Consider the following 19,479-nt stretch of genomic DNA (forward strand, 5'->3'; position numbering starts at 1 on the left):
CCCCGCGACCCCCGGCGGAGCACGCCGGGGGCGGGGCGGTTCAGCCCCGGTCGGCGGGCCGCTCACCGGGCGGGTAGCCCGTCGGCAGGTCCACCGGCGTGCCGTACACCCGCATCTCCGCGGCTGCCGCGAACGGCTGCCCGTTGAGCGCGTTCAGGGCCGTGAACCGTACGTGCGAGGCCCGGACCCGGTCGAACGAGACACGCTGCATCTGCGGCACGTCCTTCAGCGTGCCCTTCGCCACCGTCTTCCAGGTCGTGCCGTCCTGCGACACGGCGACCTCGTAGCCGCCGACGCGGCCGTTCTGACCGCCGCTCTGCCGGTTCAGATAGCCGAAGCCGTCCACGTCCGCCGCGCCGCCGAGCTTCAGCGTCACCCAGTGCGGATAGGGCGCGGGCGTGCCGGTGTAGTCGGTGTGCCAGATCGTGCCCGGGTCACCGTCGAGGACGTTGGACACGGGTCCCTCCCCGTCGCCGGAGGAGCCGTTCTCGGAGTCGGCGGTGGCGGTCATCGAGCCGGGGGAGAGCAGGGGCTCGGTGGTCACCGTGGCCCGGGCGTCCGCCGTGACGGTCTTGGTGGCCCCGGCGTGGGCGTAGGTGGCGGTCGCCTGCCAGGTGGCGGTGGTGCCGGCCGCGCCGGCGGGCGGCGTCAGCAGCCAGGTGGTGCTCACGCTCGCGCCCGGCTTCACGGTCCCGCCGAGGTTGCCGTCCTTCTTCTCGACCTCGGCCTTCCAGCCCTCCGGCAGCCCGCGCAGCGCCGTCCCGACGTTCACGGCGTCGGTGGACTCGTTGTTGGTGAAGGTGGTGACGAACTCGCCCGGCACTCCGGGGCTCAGCTCGGCACCGGCCGGCACGCTCACGTTCGCGCAGGCGGCCCCGGCCTCGGCCTCGCCCAGGTCGGTCACGGTGACGTCGTCGACGACCAGGTCCGTGCCCCGGGCGCCGCCGAGCTTGCGCAGCCCGACCCAGGTGTCCCCGCAGCCCGCGACGATCTCGCGGGAGTACGCCGCCGTGTCCAGGGCGGGCTCCAGGACGTCACGGGTGATGTCCCGGGAGGTCGTCCTCCCGTCCGCGACCCGGTCCGCGCCGGTCACCCAGGCCCACTGCCCCTCGATGTTGGTCTGGTACGAGAACGACACCCGGTACCTGTGGCCCTCCTCGAACGGCACCGTCGCGGGCGTCGTGCGGTACACCAGCCCCGTGTTCTCCGCATGGGACTTGAGCGAGTGCCGCCCGGCGAGCACGTCGTCGACGGCCTTGCCCTTCAACGTGCCGGTGTCGTAGGGGGAGTAGGTGTTCTTCCACGCCTTCTGGCTGTAGGGCTCGTGCAGGTCGCTGACGCTCGTGCGGGGGTCGGTGACGCCGCCGGCGTCGCCCTTCACGAACGGGCCCCAGCCCGGCTGGTTGCCCTCGAAGTCGTCGTGGGCGACGACGGTCCCGTCCCCGGCGCCGGGGAGCGGCGAGGTGGTGTCCGCCATGACGCGCACGTCGTCCAGCACGACCGCCGCCCCGCCGCCACCGGCGCCGAGCTCCACGGTGACCTTGCCGCCACGCGGTGCCGTGAACGCGACGGCGGCCCGCTGGGAGTAGGTGTCGCGTTTCTCGTCGGCCGCCGTCCAGTTGCGCGCCGGGGTGATGTCGAAGGAGTTCACGGCCGGGCCGGCGGCGCCGCGTACCCGGAGCGTGGTGTCCCGGCGTTCACCGGGGCCGATCTCGACGTCGGCGCTGAGCGTGTACCGCCTGCCCGGCACCAGACCGGAGACCGGCTGGGAGATGCCGGAGGCCCCGCCGCCGAGGCGGACCACGTTGTCGCCGTTGCCGGCCCGCGTGATCGCGGCGTCGCCCCGCGGGTTCCAGGCGTCCAGGTTCCCGCCGTTGAACCCGGGGTCGGTCAGCCCGGAGAACTCGCCGTACGCCGCGTCCTTGTGCGGTGCCTTGCCGCCGTTCGGGACCAGGACGTAGGGCTGCCCCTGCTCCGCCGTCAGCGTCACCCTCCCGTCCTCGGCCTTCACCCGGGCCTTCTTCACCCGGCCCTGGTCGGTGAGCGCGTACAGGGTGAAGTTCTTGTTCCTCGCGAACTGGCTGGTCAGGTCGAAGGTGTGGGTGCCGCCGGACGCGCTGAAGAAGTACATCTTGTCGGCGTCGCCCGGTGAGGACGTGCCGTTGCCCGCCCGGGAGTCGCCCCACGGGAGCAGGTAGGTGTCGCCGTCGAGCACGACGGCGTCACCCATGGAGATCCGGCGCCGCCCGTCGACGGACTGGACGCGCACGCCGTCGGTGAGCGTCGCCGACCTGCCGCGGTCCCAGTCCATCACCTGGAAGTGCTGGAGGAACTTGGTGGGCAGGTTGTCGGTCCAGATGTTGCGGTAGAAGGCGTTCCAGTCGTCGTGGCCGGTCCAGCCCTCGAACTCGACGACGCTGGCGCCGCCGAGCAGCGGGTCGACGTTCCACACGTCGCGGTCGGAGTTGGCGATGAACCGGACGATGTCGGAGTTGATGCCCTTGTTGGTGGCGCCGCCGTAGTTCTTGTCGGCGGCCCAGTGCGACCACACCGACGAGCCCTCGAACTTGTACGACCACTCGGTGGCCACTTCGAAGCCCATCTTGCGCAGTCCGGCGGCCAGTCCGTCGGCCAGCCAGCCGCTGGAGTAGTAGGCGTCGATGTAGACCGTCCTGATCTGCGGGGCCTCCTTGCGCAGCTGTGCGAACCGGTCCAGGACGGCGCCGGTGCCGAGGTCCTTGCGCTGGTCGATGTGGTAGGCCTGGTTGAGCCAGTCCCACCCGTTCGGCTGCCCCGCGACCAGCTCCTCGCTGAAGGTCTTCGCCTGCGCGTACGCCTCGGTGGCGTTGACGTGCACGGCGAAGTCCGCGTTGTAGCCGGCGCCGGTCCCGGTGAGCCGGTTGAGGTCCTTCAGCCCGCCCGCGCGCACGTTCTCGTTGCCGCCGTAGTCGGGGTGCGCCGAGTCGTGGCCCTCGCTCGCGTAGCCCTTCTCCAGCACCCACTGCCCGAGGTTGTCGGTGGCCATCGAGATGCGCTTGGTGTTGTCCAGCGTCTTCAGGAACGGATTGGTGGCCTGGCTCGCGAAGTTGAACGGGATGCGCTGTACCACGCGCTCGGGCACCCGGTCCGCGCCCAGCGGGCGCCGCGTGTGCTCCCGGAGCGCGATCGCGCCGTCCTGCCAGTCGACCGTGCCGTCGCCGTTGGCGTCGGCGGCGAGGACCACGGTCGCCCGGGGCAGCTCGTAGGTGTCGACCCGCGGATCGGTCGCGCCCTGCGGGTGGTGGGTGTAGGTGCCGACGGACAGCTCCGCCCGGCGCCTGCCGTCGCCGGCGTCGACGATGCGGGACTGCAGGCGGGTGTTCCCGTTGGTGTTGTCGTTCTGCGGCGAGTCCTCGGTGGCGTTGGTGACGATGCCCGCGGACAGTTGCGCGTTGCCGACGAACGCGTACGGGGTGCCGACGGACTCCTTGTCCGGGGCGGTGCCGTCGGTGATCGGGACGAACCGGTCGGCGGTAGTCGTCGAGTCCGTGGAGATCTTCGTCCGGGCGAGGTTGGCGCCCGGTGCGGAGGAGTCGACGGAGACGAGGGACTGGCCGGGGATCGCGAGGGTCCGCACGGTGGAGGCGGCCTCGCCGGAGATCCTCTCCACGGCGAAGACGACCGTGGTGTCCTCGGTCACAGTGAGGGTCGAGGTGATGGTGAGACCGGGCAGGTCCGCGAAGGTGGAGGTGTAGGTGGCCCTGCTCGCCTCCGCCTTCATGGTGGTCGTGGCCCGGTGCGGGGTGCCGTTGACGGTGAAGGTGTCGAGGACGGCCGCCTGTCCGCCGAGGGTGCGTGTGCCCAGCCGGTAGGAGATGACCTGCGGAAACTCCTCGGCCACCGTGACGGTCAGCCCGCCCCGGCTCAGCTGTACCGGCGTGGCCGCCGCCGGCGCGGGGGCGGACAGGGCTCGGGGCGGCGCCGCGCCGGCGGGCACGGCCGCGGTCGACAGCATGCCCAGACACAGGCCCAGGGCCGCGGCCACGGCGGCGGGACGCGGGCCGCGTCTGTGCCCGGGCGGGCGGGGCGACGGGGACGTCTTGGTTTCCACCTGGTACTTCCTCCTCGGATCGGGTGAGGGACGGGAGACGGCGGCGAGTCGGTGGCGGCGGCCGCGAAGGAGCGGCGGCCGCGGGAGGGGGACAGTCGGTGAGTCGCCGGGCGCGGGAAACGGGCGGGGGGTCGGTCAGAAGGTCTCGACGTACTCCTCGGCGGGCCCCAGCTCGGGCCCCTCGCACAGCTCCAACCGGTCACCCAGCCGCTCTAGCTCCAGGAGGGTGACGGTGTTCTCGCCCGGCACGAGCAGCGGCGCGGGCACGTAGAGCGTCCGCTGGGGGCCGATCTCCCAGTAGCGGCCGAGCAGGGTGCCGTTGACCCACACGAAGCCCTTGGCGAAGCCGGGGAACGCCAGGAAGGCGTCGGCGGGCTCGGGGATCGTGAACCGTGCCGTGGCGAACCCCGCGGAGCCGTCCGGTCCGGCGGCCGACACGGCGCGCGCGAGGTCCTCCCGCGTCCACGTGTCGAGCGGCAGCCGGTGCATGGTCCAGCCGTGCACGAGCCGCCGGCCGACCGAGACCCCGCCGAGGATGCCCTTGTGCCCGCCGAGCAGCGGACCGTAGTTCACGCGCCCCTGGTTCTCCACGAGCAGCTCCAGAAGCACCCGTTCGCCCTGGCCGAGGACCTCGACGGAGGCGGTCCCGCCGTCGAGGACGCCGAGCGGCGCGCCGTCCAGGAAGACCTGGGCGCGGTCGTGGAGGCCGGAGACCGTGAGGGCGTGGCGCCCGCGGGGCAGAAGCGGTTCGGCGCGGTAGAGGACGAGACCGGACGCCTGCTCCAGCTCCTCGAAGCTCAGCGGATGCGGGGAGGCCACCGGCTCGGACGCGGCGCGCAACGCCCCCAGCAGCGAGGCCTCGGCGCGCACGGGGACCGTACGGGCGGCCAGCAGCGTCGGCTCGGGCGGCAGCGGGCGTGCCGGAGCCCCGCTGACGGCGAGCAGCCGCTCGCGGAACGCGTGGAACTTCGGTGTCGTCGCGCCGTGTTCGGCGATCGGCGCGTCGGAGTCGTAGCTGGTGACCGTCGGCTGGATCGCGCCGCCGTCGTGATTGGCACCGGCCCACAGACCGAAGTTGGTGCCGCCGTGTGCCATGTACAGGCTGACCGAGCCGTCGGCGTCCAGGATGTCGTCGAGCGTCCGTGTCGCGCTCGTCACGGACCGGACGTGGTGCTTCTCGCCCCAGTGGTCGAACCAGCCGTTCCAGAACTCGGCGCACACGAACGGCTCGTCGTGGCGGCGCGCACGCAACAGCGCGGCCGCCTCGCGGGCGTGGGAGCCGAACGTCGCGGCCGCCAGATGTCCCGGCAGGCCGCCGCCGTCCTGCATCAGCTCGGTGGGACCGTCCGCCGTGTAGAGCAGTTCCGTGACGCCGCGCTCCACGAGGGCGTCCCGCACCCAGCGGACGTAGCCCCGGTCGTCGCCGTAACTGCCGTACTCGTTCTCGATCTGGACGGCGACCACCGGCCCGCCCCGCCCGGCCTGCAAGGCGGCGAGGCGCGGGATCAGCTCGTCGAACCAGCGGCCGACCTCCGCCAGGTACGGCGGGTGGGAGGAGCGCAGCCGCATGCCCGGCCGCCCGGTAAGCCAGACGGGCAGCCCGCCGTTGTCCCACTCGGCGCAGATGTACGGGCCCGGCCGCACGATCACGTCCAGGCCGGTCTCCTGGGCGGTCCGCACGAAGCGCTCGACGTCGTGTCCGCCGGTGAAGCGGTACTGCCCCGGGCGTGGCTCGTGGAAGTTCCACGGGACATAGGTGTCCACGGTGTTGAGTCCCATGGCCGCGACCCGCTCCAGCCGGTCCGCCCACTGGTCGGGGTGGACGCGGAAGTAGTGCAGCGACCCGGCGAGCACGCGGTGCGGGTGCCCGGCCCGCAGGAGCGTTCCCCGCGGATGGGTCAGGACGGGCCCCGGCGCGGACGAGGAATCCCCGGACGGCGTACCGCTCGCCCGGCCGCCCGTCGTCCGGCCCTCGGCAGGACCCGATGTTATCGATGACACGCTGCTCTCCCTCTCGGCCTCGGCAGGCACGCTGGCGGGAACTATGGCAGAGGTTGTTATCGATGCCAATAGGGCTGGTGTGGATAGACTGCGCCCGGACAGCGGTACCTGCGACGACGCGGCCGACGCCGCGGCCTTTCTGGAGAAGCGGACGATGGCATCGGAAACACCGGAAGCCGGTGAGGCACTCACGCCCAGACGTGCGGCGGGCGACGGCGCCGCACGGCAGCCCGGCATGACCGATGTGGCCCGGCTCGCCGGCGTGTCGGCGCAGACGGTGTCCCGGACCCTTGCCGGGCATCCCAACGTCAAGGCGAAGACCCGCGCCAAGGTGCTCGCCGCCGTCGAGCAGCTCGGCTACCGCAAGAACAACGCGGCCCGGATGCTGTCCTCGGGGCGCAGCCGGACGATCGGCGTCGTGACCCTGCAGACCAACTTCTACTCGCGCACGAACCTGACGTTCGGCATCGAGACGGCGGCGCGGGAGGCCGGCTACGCGGTCAGCACCGCGACCACCGCGTCCCTGGACACGGCCGCGATCGAGGAAGCCCTGTCCCGTCTGGCGGAACAGGGCGTGGAGGGGGTCATCCTCTCCGTGCCGCTGGTCCACGTCAGTCCGCGGATCGAGCAGCTCACCGGTGCGGTGCCGACCGTCACCGTCGACGGCTCACGGACCCCGGCGACCGAGGTCGTCGCCGTCGACCAGACCCTCGCGGCCCGGCTGGCCACCCGGCACCTGATCGAGCTCGGGCACCGCAGCGTGTGGCACGTGGCCGGGCCGAAGGAGTGGCTCGACGCCGCCAGCCGCTGCGCCGGCTGGCGCGACACCCTGGAGGCCGCGGGCCTGATCCCGCCACCGGTGCTGGAGGGCGACTGGACTCCCGAGTCCGGTTACCGCAACGGGCTGATCCTGGGCAAGATCCCCGACGCCACCGCCGTGTTCGTGGCGAGCGACGAGATGGCCTTCGGCGTGATCCGGGCCCTGCACGAGCTCGGCAGGAGGGTCCCCGAGGACATCTCCGTCGTCGGCGTGGACGACATCGCGCTGGCCGAGTACTGCTCACCCTCGCTGACCACGGTCGCCCAGCCGTTCACGGAGATGGGCGCGCTGGCGGTCGCCCACCTGCTGCGGCACATCACGGACCCGGACGCCGCACCCGAACCGGCGTCCGTCGAACCGGCGCTGATCGTACGGGCCAGCACGGCCCCACCGCCCGGCGACCGGGCGACCGGAACCCCGGCGTAACGGGCCCGGGGGCACACGCCGGGGTGGCCGGCCCGGACGGCACCGGAGCCCGCGGGCGCTACTTCTCGTCGTCCGCCGCCGGGCCCTCGACGGGGACGTCCAGACGGCCGGCCACAGTGGTGAGGGCCGGACCCAGCGGGAGCGCTACCCGGGTGAGGGCGTGGCGGTCGCCCCGGGTCGGGTCCCGGTTGACGATCAGCACCGGCTTCCCGTCCTGGGCCGCCTGGCGGACGAAGCGGAGCCCGGACATCACCGTCAGTGAGGAGCCCAGGACCAGCAGCGAGGTCGCCTCGCGGACCAGCCGGCGGCAGTGCTCGACCCGCTGCGGCGGAACCGCTTCGCCGAAGAAGACCACGTCCGGTTTGAGGACGCCGCCGCAGGCCGTGCAGGGCACCACGCGGAAGTCCCCGACCTGCTCGTCGGTGAGGTCCGCGTCACCGTCCGGGTTGACACCGGCGGCCACCGGCTCGAAGCCCGCGTTGGCCTCCTCCAGCCGCCGGGCGAGCTCGCGGCGCGGGGTGAGGGCACCGCAGGAGAGGCAGACGACCCGGCCCAGGCTTCCGTGGAGTTCCACGACGCCCTCGCTGCCGGCGGCCTGGTGCAGGCCGTCGACGTTCTGCGTGATCACCCCGGACAGCAGCCCGTGCCGCCCGAACGCGGCCACGGCCCGGTGCCCGGCGTTCGGGAGCGCGCGGCCGAAGGTGCGCCAGCCGAGGTGGCTGCGCGCCCAGTACCGGCGCCGGGCCCGGGCGGAGCCGGTGAAGTCCTGATAGGTCATCGGCGTGTGCCGGCTCAGGCTCCCGCCCTCGCCCCGGTAGTCCGGGATGCCCGACTCCGTGGAGATGCCCGCCCCGCTGAGCACCAGCACGCCGCCGGCGCTCAGTGCGTCGACGACCGGCTCCGGGTCCACGGTGCCCGGCGGCAGGTCCTCGGCAGCGGTCCAGCTCAAGGTGGGGCGCATACGCATGCCGCCAGGGTACGGAAAGCGCTGTGCCTCGGGCGGCCGCGGCCGTAGGGTTCCCGCATGGCGGAGGAGAGTGCGGGTGCGGTGCGGGCGGCGGTCGAGGGGGAGCTGCGGCTGCTCGATCCCGAGGTGCGTGCCTCCCCGGCCCGTGTCCTGGAGCTGCTGGATCCGGAGTTCACCGAGATCGGCGCTTCGGGGCGCCGGTGGGACGCGGAGTCGGTCCTCACGGTGACGAGCGGTGGCTCGGTGTCCCCGGAGTCTCCGGTCGAGGTCAGCGAGATGTCCGGGGTGGTGCTCGCTCCGGGCGTCGTCCATCTGACGTACTTCGCCGACCACCAGGGCCGCCGGGTGTGGCGCAGCTCGCTCTGGCGTCTGACGGAGTCGGGCTGGCGGATGTATTTCCACCAGGGCACGCCGAGCAGTTCCTAGTACGCGCCGCCCGGGAACAGCAGACTGTCGTGGTGGCGCGGGCGGTCGCCGTGTTCGTGGGCCGCGTCGGAGCGATCGGCGGGGGCCGAGCGGCCGGCGAGGTCCCGGAGGGTCGCCAGGCCGGCCGGCATCGAGTCACGGTGACGCGCGGACTTCGAGCGAGTGGGCTGCTTTCCGGGCCGAAGCGGCGTGCCTGACGGATGGAGCCCGCCTCCTCCGGCCGCTACCGCGACCTCGCGCGGCCCTTGTCCTTCTCGACTGCCCGTGCGGAGATCGGCCCGGAGCGGTCCTGGTCTCCGACGAAGATCAGACGGCTTCCGAGCAGCGGTCGAGAAGTCGAGCCCCCCGTCGCACCGCGTGGGGCCGAGACCGAGCCGTGGTGCGGGCAGCCAAGGCTGCTGCGCACCCCGGCCGCCGTCGGGATGTGTCGCAGGCACGACGGGACGTGTTGCAGGCACGGGGGAGTGATCCGGCTCCAAGAGTTCCACCGGATCCGTCACCCGAGGTGCTGATCAAGGCCGGCGAGGTGGACGCCGTCAGGACCGTCCGGACACCGGCTGGGCCTCCGTCCGGTGTGACTGCGGTTCTGAGGTGTCGCGGCCGATCCTGTCCCGTCGGCCTCCTGCTCCACGCACCGGCCACCACATTCCCCGGCCCAGGAGTGCCGCGACCGCCGGGACCAGCAGGAGCGACACGACGAAGGCGGACAGGAGGATGCCCAGGGCCGTGGCGAAGCCCAGCTGACGGGTGGAGGGGTCCCCGTTCACCGCGAGGCTGCCGAAGGAAGCCGCGAGGACCACGCCGGCCGTGGCGACAGCCGGCGCAGTGTGCCGTACCGCGCGGGCCACGGCGACGCGGACCGGGCCTCCGTGAGCCATCTCCTCACGGAGACGGTCGCTGATCAGGATGTTGTAGTCGGTGCCCAGCGCGACCACGAACAGGAACAGCACCAGCGGCAGGACGAAGGTCACGCCGGCCTCGCCGCCGATGTGCTGGAAGACCAGCGCGGAGGCGCCGAACGTCGCCGCGAAACACAGCCCGATCACGAGCATCAGCACCACCGGCGCTGCCAGGCTGCGCAACAGCACCACCAGGATCAGCGCGATCAGTGCCGCCGCTACCGGGAACACCGTCCGCAGGTCTCCGTCGACGGCCGTCGCCACATCGGCGAACACGGCCGCCGTGCCACCCACGTGCGCGGTGAGTCCGGCAGGCGTCGCTTCCCGCACGGCCTGGCGCACCGGTCCCGCCACGAGATCCCGCGCGCGCTGCGACTGGGCGTCCACCGTCAAGTAGGCGTCCAGCCGGGCGGCGGTCCGGTCGGCGTCGAACACGGGGGCGGCCACCTTGCCCACTCCGGCCACCTCCGACAGCGCCCGGTGCACGACGCCCAGCTCTGCGGGGTCCAGGACCCGGCCGTCGTCGGCGGTGACGTACACCGTCGTCGGGTCGGACACTCCCGGCGGCAGGGCACCGGCGATTTCCCGCGCCGTCGCGGCGGCCGCCGTGTCGCGCGGGGTGCCGCCGGTGCCGAAGTCCATGCGGACGCCCGCCACACCGACCGCCAGCGCGCCGAGGAGGGCCACCGACGCCACGAGCACCAGCACCGGGCGGCGCGCCACCAACTCGCCGGTGCGGCCCGCCGCGCCGGGCCGCACGGCCTTCTCCGAGAGGATCCGCGACGGCCAGAACATCTTCCGTCCGGTCACCGCCAGCAGAGCCGGCATCAGGGTCAGACTCGCCACCAGCATCACCAGCACCGACACCGCCACCGACGGACCGAGCACCCGGAACTGACCGAACGTCGCCACACCGAGCGTCGCGAAGGCCGCCACGATCGTCAGCGCCGCCGAGGTCACTGCTGTGCCCACCCGCCCGGCCACGTCCGCGGCCACCAGGCGGTGGTGCTCCTCCGGGCGTCGTCGCAGCTCCTCGCGGAAGCGGAACAACAGGAAGAGGAAGTAGTCGACGCCTATGCCGATCAGCACGGTGCCGATCATGCTAGGGGTGCCCGGGTCCAGTTCGAAACCGGTCAGGAGGGCCGCACCCACGACCGTGCCGGCGGCGGCGCCCCCCACCAGGGTCACCGCGATCAGCGGGACGAACGCGGCCAGGACGCTGCGGAACACGAGCACGTTGATCAGAATGATCAGTCCGACCACCGCCAGACCGACTATCGTCTGCGTGGTCTCCTCCGCGTCGGCGCGGTCCACCACGTCCGCCAGCCCGCCGGTGAACCCCGTGCGCAGCCCGGCCTCGCCGAACTCCTGCTGTGCCCGGTCGTGGAAGACCCGGTACAGGGAGTGCATGCCGGGGTCGGTGGAGTTGCCCCGCAGCCGTGCGCCGAGCAGCGCGAACGACTTGTCCGGGGCGGTCGTCATGCGTGCCACGCGGGGAACCTGGGAGTAATCCTCGGAGAGCCCCCGTATCTGTTCGTCCGTCCACGGCATCTGCAGGCGTGTGGAGCTCAGTTCACGCGCCACGTCCTGTACGCGCTGCTCGTCCGCTTCCCGCAGCGGCTTGCCGTCGCGCCGCGCCACCAGCACCGTCACGGCATTGGCGTCCGGTTCCGCGCCGAACTCCTCCCGGGCGATCCGCAGCGCCGCGGCCGCGTCGTACTCCGGCGGCAGGAAGCCGGCGCTGTCGGTGTTCGTCACGCGGAAGACGAGTGTCTGACCCATGAGCGCCACGAAGACGCCGACCACCGCCCATACGACGATGACCCGCCAAGGTCTGCGGGTCGAGAATCCGGTCAGGGAACGGATCACGGAAAGCCTCCGGGAAGGTCACGGGAGTACGGGGGGACGGGTGCCACGGGACCGTGGATGTCCGAGGCGGCACCCCCCTGCCAGGTCGTTCTGGCACTCGTCCAGCACATCAGTGACGTGCGGCCCGAACCTCGGAGCCAGGGATGAGAAGCCCTCTGGGAGCACGGCCCCGAACCCTCCCGCCGCTGGGAGCCTGCTCCCGGTCCCCGTTCCCTCCCGCTCCGGACGCCATGGGCCCGGCGCACCGGCACCATGGGAGAATCGACGGACGAACCGCAGGTCATCGGCCACTTCGGCCGCCGCGGGGAAGCATGGATGTGCACAGGGGGCGGAGATGGGACGAGACGTGGACGAAGGGCGCCATGGCCGGGCACCGGGTGGGGCCGACGCGCCCCGCGCCGGGCTGCCGGGCCGCGCGACCGGGACGCGTCCCGATGGGGCGACGGGAAACCGAATCGGAGGGCCGGGACTGTGGACCCAGCACGACGGACTCGTCGCTGTCGGCGCCGCGGCCATCGATCTCGTGGGCTTCACCGTCACCAGCCAGATGGACCAGGGTCATGTCCCGGTGGCCGGGTGCCTGGTCGTGGTCGTCGCCTCGCTGTTCCTGCTGGCGCGCCGCCGTACACCTCTGACGGTTCTCGCGTGCATCCTCGCGGCGAACCTGTCGGTCAACTGGTTCAGTGCCGTGGGCCAGCACTACGGGGCGGCCATGATCGTCGCCCTCTACACCGTCGTACGTCACCACAGGGCCGCGGTCGGCGCGGCGGCCGTTGCCGGCTGCGTCGCGGTGCTCCAGCTCGTCCACCCCGGGATGCCGGCGCCGTCCCTGATCGAGCTCGCCCCCAACGCCGTGTCCGCGCTGTTCGTGGCCGGCGCCGCTGTCGCCGTCGGCCGCTGGCAGCGCAACGCCGAGACCGAGCGGCGGCGGCTCGCCGAGCGGGCCGTCTCCGACGAACGGCGCCGTATCGCCCGGGAGCTGCACGACATCGTCGCCCACCATCTGACCACCATGCAGCTGCTCGCCGGAGGCGCTCGGGCCAACCTGGACCGGTCCCCGCAGGCCGCCCGCGAGGCACTCGTCGCCCTGGAGGGCTCCGGCCGCTCCGCCCTGCGCGAGATGCGTCACCTGCTCGACGTGCTGCGGGCCGGCGACGAGAGCGAGGACGGCGACGAGGGAGGGGCGACCGCACCGCAGCCCGGCATCGGCGACCTGGACCGCATCGTCGGGGACAGCCGCCGCGCCGGCCTTCCCACCACGCTCACCACCGAGGGCGACTCCCGCTCGCTCCCGCCCGGAGTCGCGCTCACCGTTTTCCGCATCGTGCAGGAAGCCCTCACCAACGCACGCAAGCACGCGGGCGACGGCGCGCACGTCGATGTACGGCTCACCTGCTCGGCCCGCGAAGTGCGGGTCGCCGTCACCGACGACGGTCCGCGTCCCGCCCGTTCCGCCGCACGAGGAACGGGCTACGGGCTGGTGGGGATGCGGGAGCGCGTCGCCCTGCACGGTGGCACCCTGCGGGCCGGACCGGAGAGCGGAGGCTTCGCCGTCCGCGCCAGCCTTCCCCTGCCCGCCGACCGTCAGGAGGCATACGCGTGAGCGCGATCGTGAAGGTTCTCATCGCCGACGACCAGCCCCTCGTCCGACGCGGCCTCGCCCTGATGCTGGCCCCCGAACCCGGCTTCCAGGTCGTGGCCGAGGCCGAGGACGGCGCCGAGGCGGTCCGCCTCGCCCACGAACGCCTACCTGACGTGGTCATCATGGACATTCGCATGCCGGTCCTGGACGGAATCGCCGCCACCGAACGGTTGACCACCGAACTGCCCGGCTGCCGGGTGCTGGCACTGAGCACCTTCGACATGGACGAGTACGTGGTGGATGCCCTGAGGGCAGGGGCGTGCGGCTTCCTGCCCAAGGACATCTCACCCGAGGACCTCGTCGCGGCCCTGCGCGTGGTCCACGACGGCGAGGCCATCCTCGCCCCACGGCTCCTGACCCGGCTGATCTCCACCCATGTCAAAACCCCGACCCACCGGAGCGCACACCCGGTTCCCCTCGGCGCCGAGGGAATCACCCCGCGTGAGCGGGAGGTGTGGCGGCTGATCGCCGGCGGTCTGGACAACACCGAGATCGCCGACCGGCTCGGGGTGAGCGCCTCCACCGTGAAGAACCACATCACCGGCCTCTTCGCCAAGCTGCGAGTCCGCGACCGCGCCCAAGCGGTCATCGCCGCGTACGAGACGGGCCTGGTCACGGCACGACGGGAGCCGTAGCACCCGGGCCGGGGCAGGACACCACGCTGACCGTCCCGGAGATCCGCGACCTGCTCGTAGCCGTCCTCGACCCACCGGCCGTGACCGCGGCCAGGCTGCTGCACCGGTCCAACTGGCGCCGGCGCCACCAGGCAACAGCCCGACGCGGCCACTGCCGACGACGAACCGCCGGCGAACCCGCTGGACAGATGACGAAACCGTGGCCGGAGCCGCGGAAGTTCACGTACCGTATGGCTCTACGCCCTGAGATGGACGGAAGGAGGCGAGTGCCGTGCGGTTCACACCTTTCCAGCGCTCCCTTTTCCGCTGTCCCGGCGTGGTTCGTACCTTCTGACCGGGAGCGCTCCAAGCAGCCTGTTTCCCCGGAGGAATTCATGACCGATCCGGTCATCCGCGCGCTCTCCGCGAGCGACGCCCATCTCTTCGACGCTCTCCCCGACCCACTGGGCACCCGCGAAAACCATCGGCGTACCCGGTTCCGCCCGGACTGGAAACGCGTCGCCCTGCGCGACGGCGAGGTCGTCGCACGCGGCGCGTGGTGGGGCGGCCCCGACGACTCGGAGCCCGTCAACATCAACTGGTTCGATGTGGCCGCGGGCGAGGAGGAGGCGGGAGCCGAACTCCTGCGCTCCGCTCCCTGGCAAGTCGAACTCGAGATCAACCTGCCTGGCGGCTGGCGGGACATGGCCGACCTGCGCCCCGCCGCCGAGGCGCGCTTCGCCGCCGCACGAGCCGCCGGGTACGAACTCCTGGTGGAACGCTTCCTGTACCGCTGGACCCCGGAGCGAGGTCTGCCCGCGCGGTCCGGACGCCTGCGCTTCAGCGCCGAACCCGACGACACCGTGTTCTTCGACGCATTGCGCCGCATCCATTCCGTCACCCTGGACGCCCACGCGCTCAAGGCCATCAAGGAGGGCGGCCTCGACCAGGCCGCGCAGGAAGAACTCGACTTCTTCCACTGGTGCCCCTCCCCGCGGGAGTGGTGGCAGATCGCGCACACGCCGGAGGGCGACCTGGCCGGCATCCACATCCCGGCTCACAACCCCTCCGGACCGACCATCGGCTTCATCGGAGTAGTCCCGGAACAGCGCGGTCACGGCTACGCCTACGACCTCCTCGCGGAATGCACCCACTTCCTCGTCGGACAGGGCGCGGAGTTCGTCAGCGGAGGGACGGACCGGGGCAACTTCCCCATGGCCGCGAACTTCACCAAGGCCGGCTTCCCCGTCGTCAGCGAACGCATCAACTTCTGCCCGGCGGGCCCATCGGCCGGCGAGAAGTAGCGAACGGTGAGCAGCGGGCGCAGGAGGCGGAGTTGGGCTACCGGAAATCCGCCACCTACTCGCCGCCGTCTTCAGTCCACCAGCCGTGACCGCGATGAGGACAGGGAAGGAACAGTGCATTTCGCCCGCAAAGTAGTTCGTGCATACTTTTGCAGGCGGGGTACGGCGTTCCGGCTGGGCCGCACTGACCAGGGGACATGCAGATATGTACACCGGTACACCGGTCACCGGCGGCTTCGGCGCGCTTGTGCACCGTCTACGGACGGAGGCCGGGCTGAGCCAGGAGGAGTTGGCACATGCTGCGAGGGTGAGCGTGCGGGCGCTGTCGGACATGGAGCGCGGACACACCCGGGGGCCGCAGCGCCGCACCGTGCAGGCATTGGCTGCCGCCCTCGGCTTGGACGAGGCCGGCGCCCGGGAGCTGGAACACAACGCGAGCTTGGGCCGTCCCCGGCGGACTCGCACTACGGACTTACCACCACCTACCGTCGTACCGGATGCTGTTGAGCAGACCGCTGCGCCCGATCTGCTGCCGCGCGCACCGCGTGGCTTCTACGGACGGGCGGCAGAACTCGGCGCCCTGGCCCGGGCCGCCGAAGGCGAGGCGCCCCTCTGCCTGGTTGTCGGGCCCGCCGGCGTCGGGAAGACAGCCCTTGTGCTGCATTGGGCCCACCACAACCGTGCCGGATTTCCCGACGGGCGTCTCTACGCCGACCTGCGAGGCTTCGGCGGCACGGGCGAGCCTGCGCTCATGGAGGTGCTGCGCGAGTTCCTGCCGGCGCTCGGTGTGCCGCTCGGCCGGATACCGGAGTCGGCGAATGGCGCAGCCGCGCTGTTTCGGTCGCTCGCCGCTGACCGCCGACTCCTCGTAGTGCTCGACAACGCGCGGAACTCCGAGCAGGTCAGGCCGCTTCTTCCAGGCGGTCGCCGCTGCGTAACCGTTGTCACCAGCAGGCACCGGCTGCCGGGGCTGATCGTCACCGACGCTGCTCGACCCGTTGCGGTAGATGTGTTCGGCCCGCAGGACGGCACCATGCTCCTCGCCGCGGTACTCGGCACGGAACGCGTCAGCGCGGAGCCGGTGGCTGCGCGACGGCTCGCCGAGCTGTGCGACGGACTGCCCCTTGCCCTGCGGGTCGTAGCTGCCCGGTTGACGCAACGCCCCGGCTTGTCGCTGGATGCGATGGCTGCCGAGCTGTCCGACGAGACGCGCAGGCTGAGTTTGTTGGACGTGGAAGACACCGGCGTGCAAGCGGCGCTGCGCGTGACGCTGCAACAGCTCCCGCAGGACGTCTCCCGCCAGTTCGCCCATCTCGGCCGCCACCCCGGTACGTACGTCGACCGGTATACGGCGGCAGCCTTGGCGGATACGAATCCGCCTGCTGCCGAAGCCGCCTTGGAGAGGCTGGCCGTGGCGCACCTCGTCACGGAGACGGTGCCCGGCCGATGGACCATGCACGATCTCGTGCGGCTCTTCGCACGGAGCCTGGACGTCGCGCCCGAAGCGCTCAAACGCGTGCTCGACCACTACATCACCACGGGCCTCGCGGCCGTGGCGGCGGCCGAGCCCGGCAACGAGGAGTGCTTCCCACTGCCGGCGGACTACCTGCCGCCCGCCGCCGTCCGAGAGTTCGGCGATCGGTCCGCGGCCGTGGCCTGGTACGCGGCAGAGAGGGACGACCTCATGCTGGCGGTCGCCGCAGCGCGCGCTGCCGGACTGCACGGCAGGACCTGGAGGATGGTGCTGACGCTGTGGCCGCTGATGGTGTGGCGTGTACGGGACGGCTGGGTCTCGCTCTTGGAGACCGGGCTCGAGGCGGCACGGGCCGACGCCGATCAGCACGGCGAGGCACGAGTGCTGAACGTGCTCGGCTGGGTGCTGATCGAGGAAGGGCGCATCGACGAGGCGCTGACTCACCTGAGGGCAGCCTCCGCGCTCGCCTCCCGGACAGGTGACCCGGTGGCCGAGGCGAACGCTCTGATCGTTCTGGCTATGGCGCAAGCAGCACTCGGCGGCCTGGGCGAGGCCGCGCAGGGGTGTGAGCGGGCGGTAGAACTGGCCCGCAAGGCGGACGACCGGACCATCGAAAGACTGGCCCTGCAGCACCTGGCCCGCCATTGGGCCGACGCCGGGAAATGGCGCAAGGCCCTCGACACGGCGACTGAGGCATTGGCCTCGGACGATCGGTCCGGCACGGCCGATGTCCCCCGGATCCTGCTACTCATGGTGAGAGGGGAGGCGCTGCTGGGCCTCGGGGACGAAGCCGAGGGCATCGAGCAACTCCATCTCGCAGCCCGGGAGGCGGAGTCCTCCGGCTACGAGGACGGCGCAGTACGGGCGCTCGGCGTCCTACTGACGGTCTCGGCGGACACGGGAATCCAGGCACGATACGACGCGGCAGTTGAGCGGCTCACCACGCGGACGTGAAGCCGGGCCGTCGGCACCCGCACATCCCCGCGGCCAGGAGAACTGATCATCCCTCCCGCTTCTGACTCCGGGGCACAGTGCGCTGCGCGGCGGCCCGAACCGATGGCCACCGCCGCCGCGGATGCCATGCAGCGACGGGGTCCTCGCCGGACTCGACGTAGGGATCTTCCTCTGGTCGGCCCGGTGCTCCGGACGAGACCGCCTAGGCGCGCGGTGTCCGCCGGCCCACGGCCAACTCGTTGAGCGGCGCGGCGAGGTCGGAATCGGACAGCTGGTCACCGAAGGCCACAGTCGCGTGCGGGGTGGGGGCGGAATCGGGCCGTCCGTGGTCCACCTCGGACGCCTGGCCGGTGGCCGCGGCCACGACCGCGACGACGACGCCACCGGCCATGGCCAGGGCACCGGCAAGCGAAGTGATCTTCTGCTTCATGGTGGCTCTTACCTCTCGCTCTGCTCGACATTTCCCGCTCTTCCTTCCCGGACCACCGAGGGGGCCGGGCCGGGGCGCTGTGCGTCGGCGGTGGGGTCGTCCGCCCGTGCGGGGCAGCGCCCCTGCGGCAGGCACAGTCGAACACGGTGGGCGGGTGCGGTCCCAGGCAGTTCCCCCTGCGGAATTACGGTCGGCGTACTTCTGCCGGGCCTCGCATCTGCCGCGCCCGCACACCAACAGCGGCCACTGGCAGCGCCAACTGTCCTCCGTTCGGGACCGGTCGCGGGGCCGCTGAAGCGGCGCTCGCTGCCGGTGCCGGCGAACAGTTCGGTACGGTGAGCGCGGGCAGGAACTTCCCTGCTCCTTCGCGCGTTGCGGAGGAGTCCTGATCATTCTGATGTGAGACCCGGCGGCGTCGTCGCAGGGAGAAGTGAGCAACGCATGGCCATGGTGGGCCTGTTCTGGATCGCCGAGGGCGATGTGTACGTGGGCGCGAAGCCGTCCGGCCTGGCGCCCGGGGTACGCCTGACCCCCGAGGGCGTGGTGGCGCTCGGCGAGCGGCAGTCCGGCGTCCACCTGTGGGAGGACGTGCGCGACCTGACGGTGACGGACGTCCCCGTGAAGTCCCTCGTGCGGCAGGCCGGCGTACTCAAGGACCTCGCCGTGACGATGGTGGTGAGCCTGGCCATGCCGATGGGGCCGGACCGGACGGACGAGGCCCCGGCGCTGATGACGCTGCGCGTCACGTCGTCCGACGCCGACCACGAGCTGTCGGTCTACGCGGCCGCGGCCGCCGGCTACTCGCCGGCCGAGGTCGAACTCTCCCGCGTCTTGCTGTCCCGCCTCACCGAGGGCGCCGCCACGATGGAGACCACCCTGGCGGCGATGTCGGAGTGGGGCCGCGCGTCGGAGGGCGGGACCCCGCGGGGCGCGGAGCGGGAGAGGCTGCTGCGGAGTTGGGCGGGCTAGGGCGCCACGGCAGGACCCTTCGGGGGCAGTCCCGCGGCACACTTCCCGTGCCCGCGTGAGCCGCACGGCATCAGCTCAGCGCCGTGGACAGGCTCACCCACTCGTACACCAGGAAGATCGCACACGCCGCCAGGACCAGCAGCCAGAACACCATGGCCGCCGAGTCCTTGCCGGGCTGCGGTTCGGCCGCGGTGGCCCGCTCCGGATCCTGCGCGGAGTAGTAGACGGGGACCGTGTCGTCCTCGGACCGGTCGCGGGGGCCGCCGCTCTCCTGGAAGCGGACCGCGCGGCCGTCCCGGGTGGTGTAGTCGTACTCGTGCCACTGCACGCGCCGGGCCACGTTGTTGACCATCTGGGTCGTGGCCCAGGCGCGTACCACCCGCGCCGGCGCGCTCAGTCCGCTCTCCCAGGCCTCGCGCCGCTGCCGCGTCCGGCGGACCACCGCGACGGCGGACCAGACCATGGCGGCCAGCAGAACCACCATGGTCATGTGGAACAGTGCGTTCATGGCGGTGGGTACCCCCGTACTCGTTGTCAGGCATCGCATCCGCCGGACAACCGTGTGCTCGTGGCCGTGCCGGCGCACGCGGACCC

The 19,479-nt window shown here is 72.1% G+C and carries 14 protein-coding genes; 7 read left to right on the top strand and 7 right to left on the bottom strand.

What is annotated here, in order from left to right:
* Positions 1 to 40 precede the first annotated feature (40 nt).
* Together ACIRG6_RS25230 and ACIRG6_RS25235 are read right to left on the bottom strand one after the other, a co-directional pair.
* Positions 41 to 4,090, bottom strand: a complete 4,050-nt coding sequence (locus ACIRG6_RS25230) for an endo-alpha-N-acetylgalactosaminidase family protein (protein ID WP_403324632.1) — start codon at positions 4,088 to 4,090, stop codon at positions 41 to 43.
* Positions 4,091 to 4,225: 135 nt separating this feature from the next.
* Complete coding sequence (locus ACIRG6_RS25235) at positions 4,226 to 5,992, bottom strand: glycoside hydrolase family 35 protein (protein ID WP_365024807.1); 1,767 nt, start codon at positions 5,990 to 5,992, stop codon at positions 4,226 to 4,228.
* Positions 5,993 to 6,245: 253 nt separating this feature from the next.
* Between ACIRG6_RS25235 and ACIRG6_RS25240 the strand changes: the two genes are divergently transcribed.
* Positions 6,246 to 7,337 (top strand): LacI family DNA-binding transcriptional regulator, encoded by a 1,092-nt coding sequence (locus ACIRG6_RS25240; RefSeq protein WP_403324633.1) that lies wholly within the window; start codon positions 6,246 to 6,248, stop codon positions 7,335 to 7,337.
* 58 nt (positions 7,338 to 7,395) lie between these two features.
* Here the strand turns inward: ACIRG6_RS25240 and ACIRG6_RS25245 are convergent, their stop codons facing one another.
* Positions 7,396 to 8,304: an NAD-dependent protein deacetylase gene (locus tag ACIRG6_RS25245; RefSeq protein WP_403324634.1), complete on the bottom strand. Its 909-nt coding sequence runs from the start codon at positions 8,302 to 8,304 to the stop codon at positions 7,396 to 7,398.
* A gap of 57 nt (positions 8,305 to 8,361) precedes the next feature.
* Here ACIRG6_RS25245 and ACIRG6_RS25250 point away from each other — a divergent pair, with 57 nt between their 5' ends.
* Positions 8,362 to 8,730, top strand: coding sequence for a nuclear transport factor 2 family protein (locus tag ACIRG6_RS25250; protein WP_403324635.1), 369 nt, complete (start codon positions 8,362 to 8,364; stop codon positions 8,728 to 8,730).
* Here ACIRG6_RS25250 and ACIRG6_RS25255 read toward each other — a convergent pair.
* The gene (locus tag ACIRG6_RS25255) at positions 8,727 to 8,861 is read right to left on the bottom strand and encodes a hypothetical protein (protein ID WP_403324636.1); all 135 of its coding nucleotides are present in this window, start codon (positions 8,859 to 8,861) and stop codon (positions 8,727 to 8,729) included. The two genes, ACIRG6_RS25250 and ACIRG6_RS25255, sit on opposite strands and share 4 nt — an antisense overlap.
* Before the next feature lie 405 nt (positions 8,862 to 9,266).
* Positions 9,267 to 11,498: an MMPL family transporter gene (locus ACIRG6_RS25260; protein ID WP_403324637.1), complete on the bottom strand. Its 2,232-nt coding sequence runs from the start codon at positions 11,496 to 11,498 to the stop codon at positions 9,267 to 9,269.
* A gap of 523 nt (positions 11,499 to 12,021) precedes the next feature.
* Here ACIRG6_RS25260 and ACIRG6_RS25265 point away from each other — a divergent pair.
* From ACIRG6_RS25265 to ACIRG6_RS25280, 4 genes are all read left to right on the top strand, one after another.
* Positions 12,022 to 13,101 carry a sensor histidine kinase gene (locus ACIRG6_RS25265; protein WP_364680702.1) on the top strand — a complete coding sequence of 360 codons (1,080 nt, stop codon included), beginning with the start codon at positions 12,022 to 12,024 and terminating at the stop codon, positions 13,099 to 13,101.
* A complete protein-coding gene (locus ACIRG6_RS25270) occupies positions 13,098 to 13,775 on the top strand; it encodes a response regulator transcription factor (RefSeq protein WP_350721562.1) in 678 nt (225 codons plus the stop codon). The genes ACIRG6_RS25265 and ACIRG6_RS25270 overlap by 4 nt, the downstream gene beginning before the upstream one ends.
* Positions 13,776 to 14,149: 374 nt before the next feature.
* On the top strand, positions 14,150 to 15,058 hold the full coding sequence (locus ACIRG6_RS25275; protein ID WP_365023842.1) for a GNAT family N-acetyltransferase: 909 nt from the start codon (positions 14,150 to 14,152) through the stop codon (positions 15,056 to 15,058).
* A 205-nt stretch (positions 15,059 to 15,263) separates the two neighbouring features.
* Positions 15,264 to 17,486, top strand: coding sequence for a helix-turn-helix domain-containing protein (locus tag ACIRG6_RS25280; protein ID WP_403324638.1), 2,223 nt, complete (start codon positions 15,264 to 15,266; stop codon positions 17,484 to 17,486).
* A gap of 202 nt (positions 17,487 to 17,688) precedes the next feature.
* Here ACIRG6_RS25280 and ACIRG6_RS25285 read toward each other — a convergent pair whose 3' ends face one another.
* Positions 17,689 to 17,916, bottom strand: a complete 228-nt coding sequence (locus ACIRG6_RS25285) for a hypothetical protein (protein ID WP_364680709.1) — start codon at positions 17,914 to 17,916, stop codon at positions 17,689 to 17,691.
* Positions 17,917 to 18,357: 441 nt separating this feature from the next.
* On the opposite strand from ACIRG6_RS25285, the gene ACIRG6_RS25290 reads away from it, so the two are divergent.
* Positions 18,358 to 18,885: a hypothetical protein gene (locus ACIRG6_RS25290; protein ID WP_364680712.1), complete on the top strand. Its 528-nt coding sequence runs from the start codon at positions 18,358 to 18,360 to the stop codon at positions 18,883 to 18,885.
* 70 nt (positions 18,886 to 18,955) lie between these two features.
* Here the strand turns inward: ACIRG6_RS25290 and ACIRG6_RS25295 are convergent, their stop codons facing one another.
* Positions 18,956 to 19,393: a DUF3592 domain-containing protein gene (locus ACIRG6_RS25295; RefSeq protein WP_364680715.1), complete on the bottom strand. Its 438-nt coding sequence runs from the start codon at positions 19,391 to 19,393 to the stop codon at positions 18,956 to 18,958.
* Between the last annotated feature and the right edge of the window lie 86 nt (positions 19,394 to 19,479).

The organism is Streptomyces flaveolus (assembly GCF_044765825.1).
Classification (GTDB): domain Bacteria; phylum Actinomycetota; class Actinomycetes; order Streptomycetales; family Streptomycetaceae; genus Streptomyces; species Streptomyces flaveolus.

What these genes read in the sequence shown, in the direction of transcription:
- ACIRG6_RS25295 (WP_364680715.1), bottom strand. Translation starts at nt 19,393, where the DNA reads ATGAACGCACTGTTCCACATGACCATGGTGGTTCTGCTGGCCGCCATG.
- ACIRG6_RS25285 (WP_364680709.1), bottom strand. Translation starts at nt 17,916, where the DNA reads ATGAAGCAGAAGATCACTTCGCTTGCCGGTGCCCTGGCCATGGCCGGT.
- ACIRG6_RS25290 (WP_364680712.1), top strand. Translation starts at nt 18,358, where the DNA reads ATGGCCATGGTGGGCCTGTTCTGGATCGCCGAGGGCGATGTGTACGTG.
- ACIRG6_RS25250 (WP_403324635.1), top strand. Translation starts at nt 8,362, where the DNA reads ATGGCGGAGGAGAGTGCGGGTGCGGTGCGGGCGGCGGTCGAGGGGGAG.
- ACIRG6_RS25255 (WP_403324636.1), bottom strand. Translation starts at nt 8,861, where the DNA reads ATGCCGGCCGGCCTGGCGACCCTCCGGGACCTCGCCGGCCGCTCGGCC.
- ACIRG6_RS25275 (WP_365023842.1), top strand. Translation starts at nt 14,150, where the DNA reads ATGACCGATCCGGTCATCCGCGCGCTCTCCGCGAGCGACGCCCATCTC.
- ACIRG6_RS25240 (WP_403324633.1), top strand. Translation starts at nt 6,246, where the DNA reads ATGGCATCGGAAACACCGGAAGCCGGTGAGGCACTCACGCCCAGACGT.
- ACIRG6_RS25280 (WP_403324638.1), top strand. Translation starts at nt 15,264, where the DNA reads ATGTACACCGGTACACCGGTCACCGGCGGCTTCGGCGCGCTTGTGCAC.
- ACIRG6_RS25245 (WP_403324634.1), bottom strand. Translation starts at nt 8,304, where the DNA reads ATGCGTATGCGCCCCACCTTGAGCTGGACCGCTGCCGAGGACCTGCCG.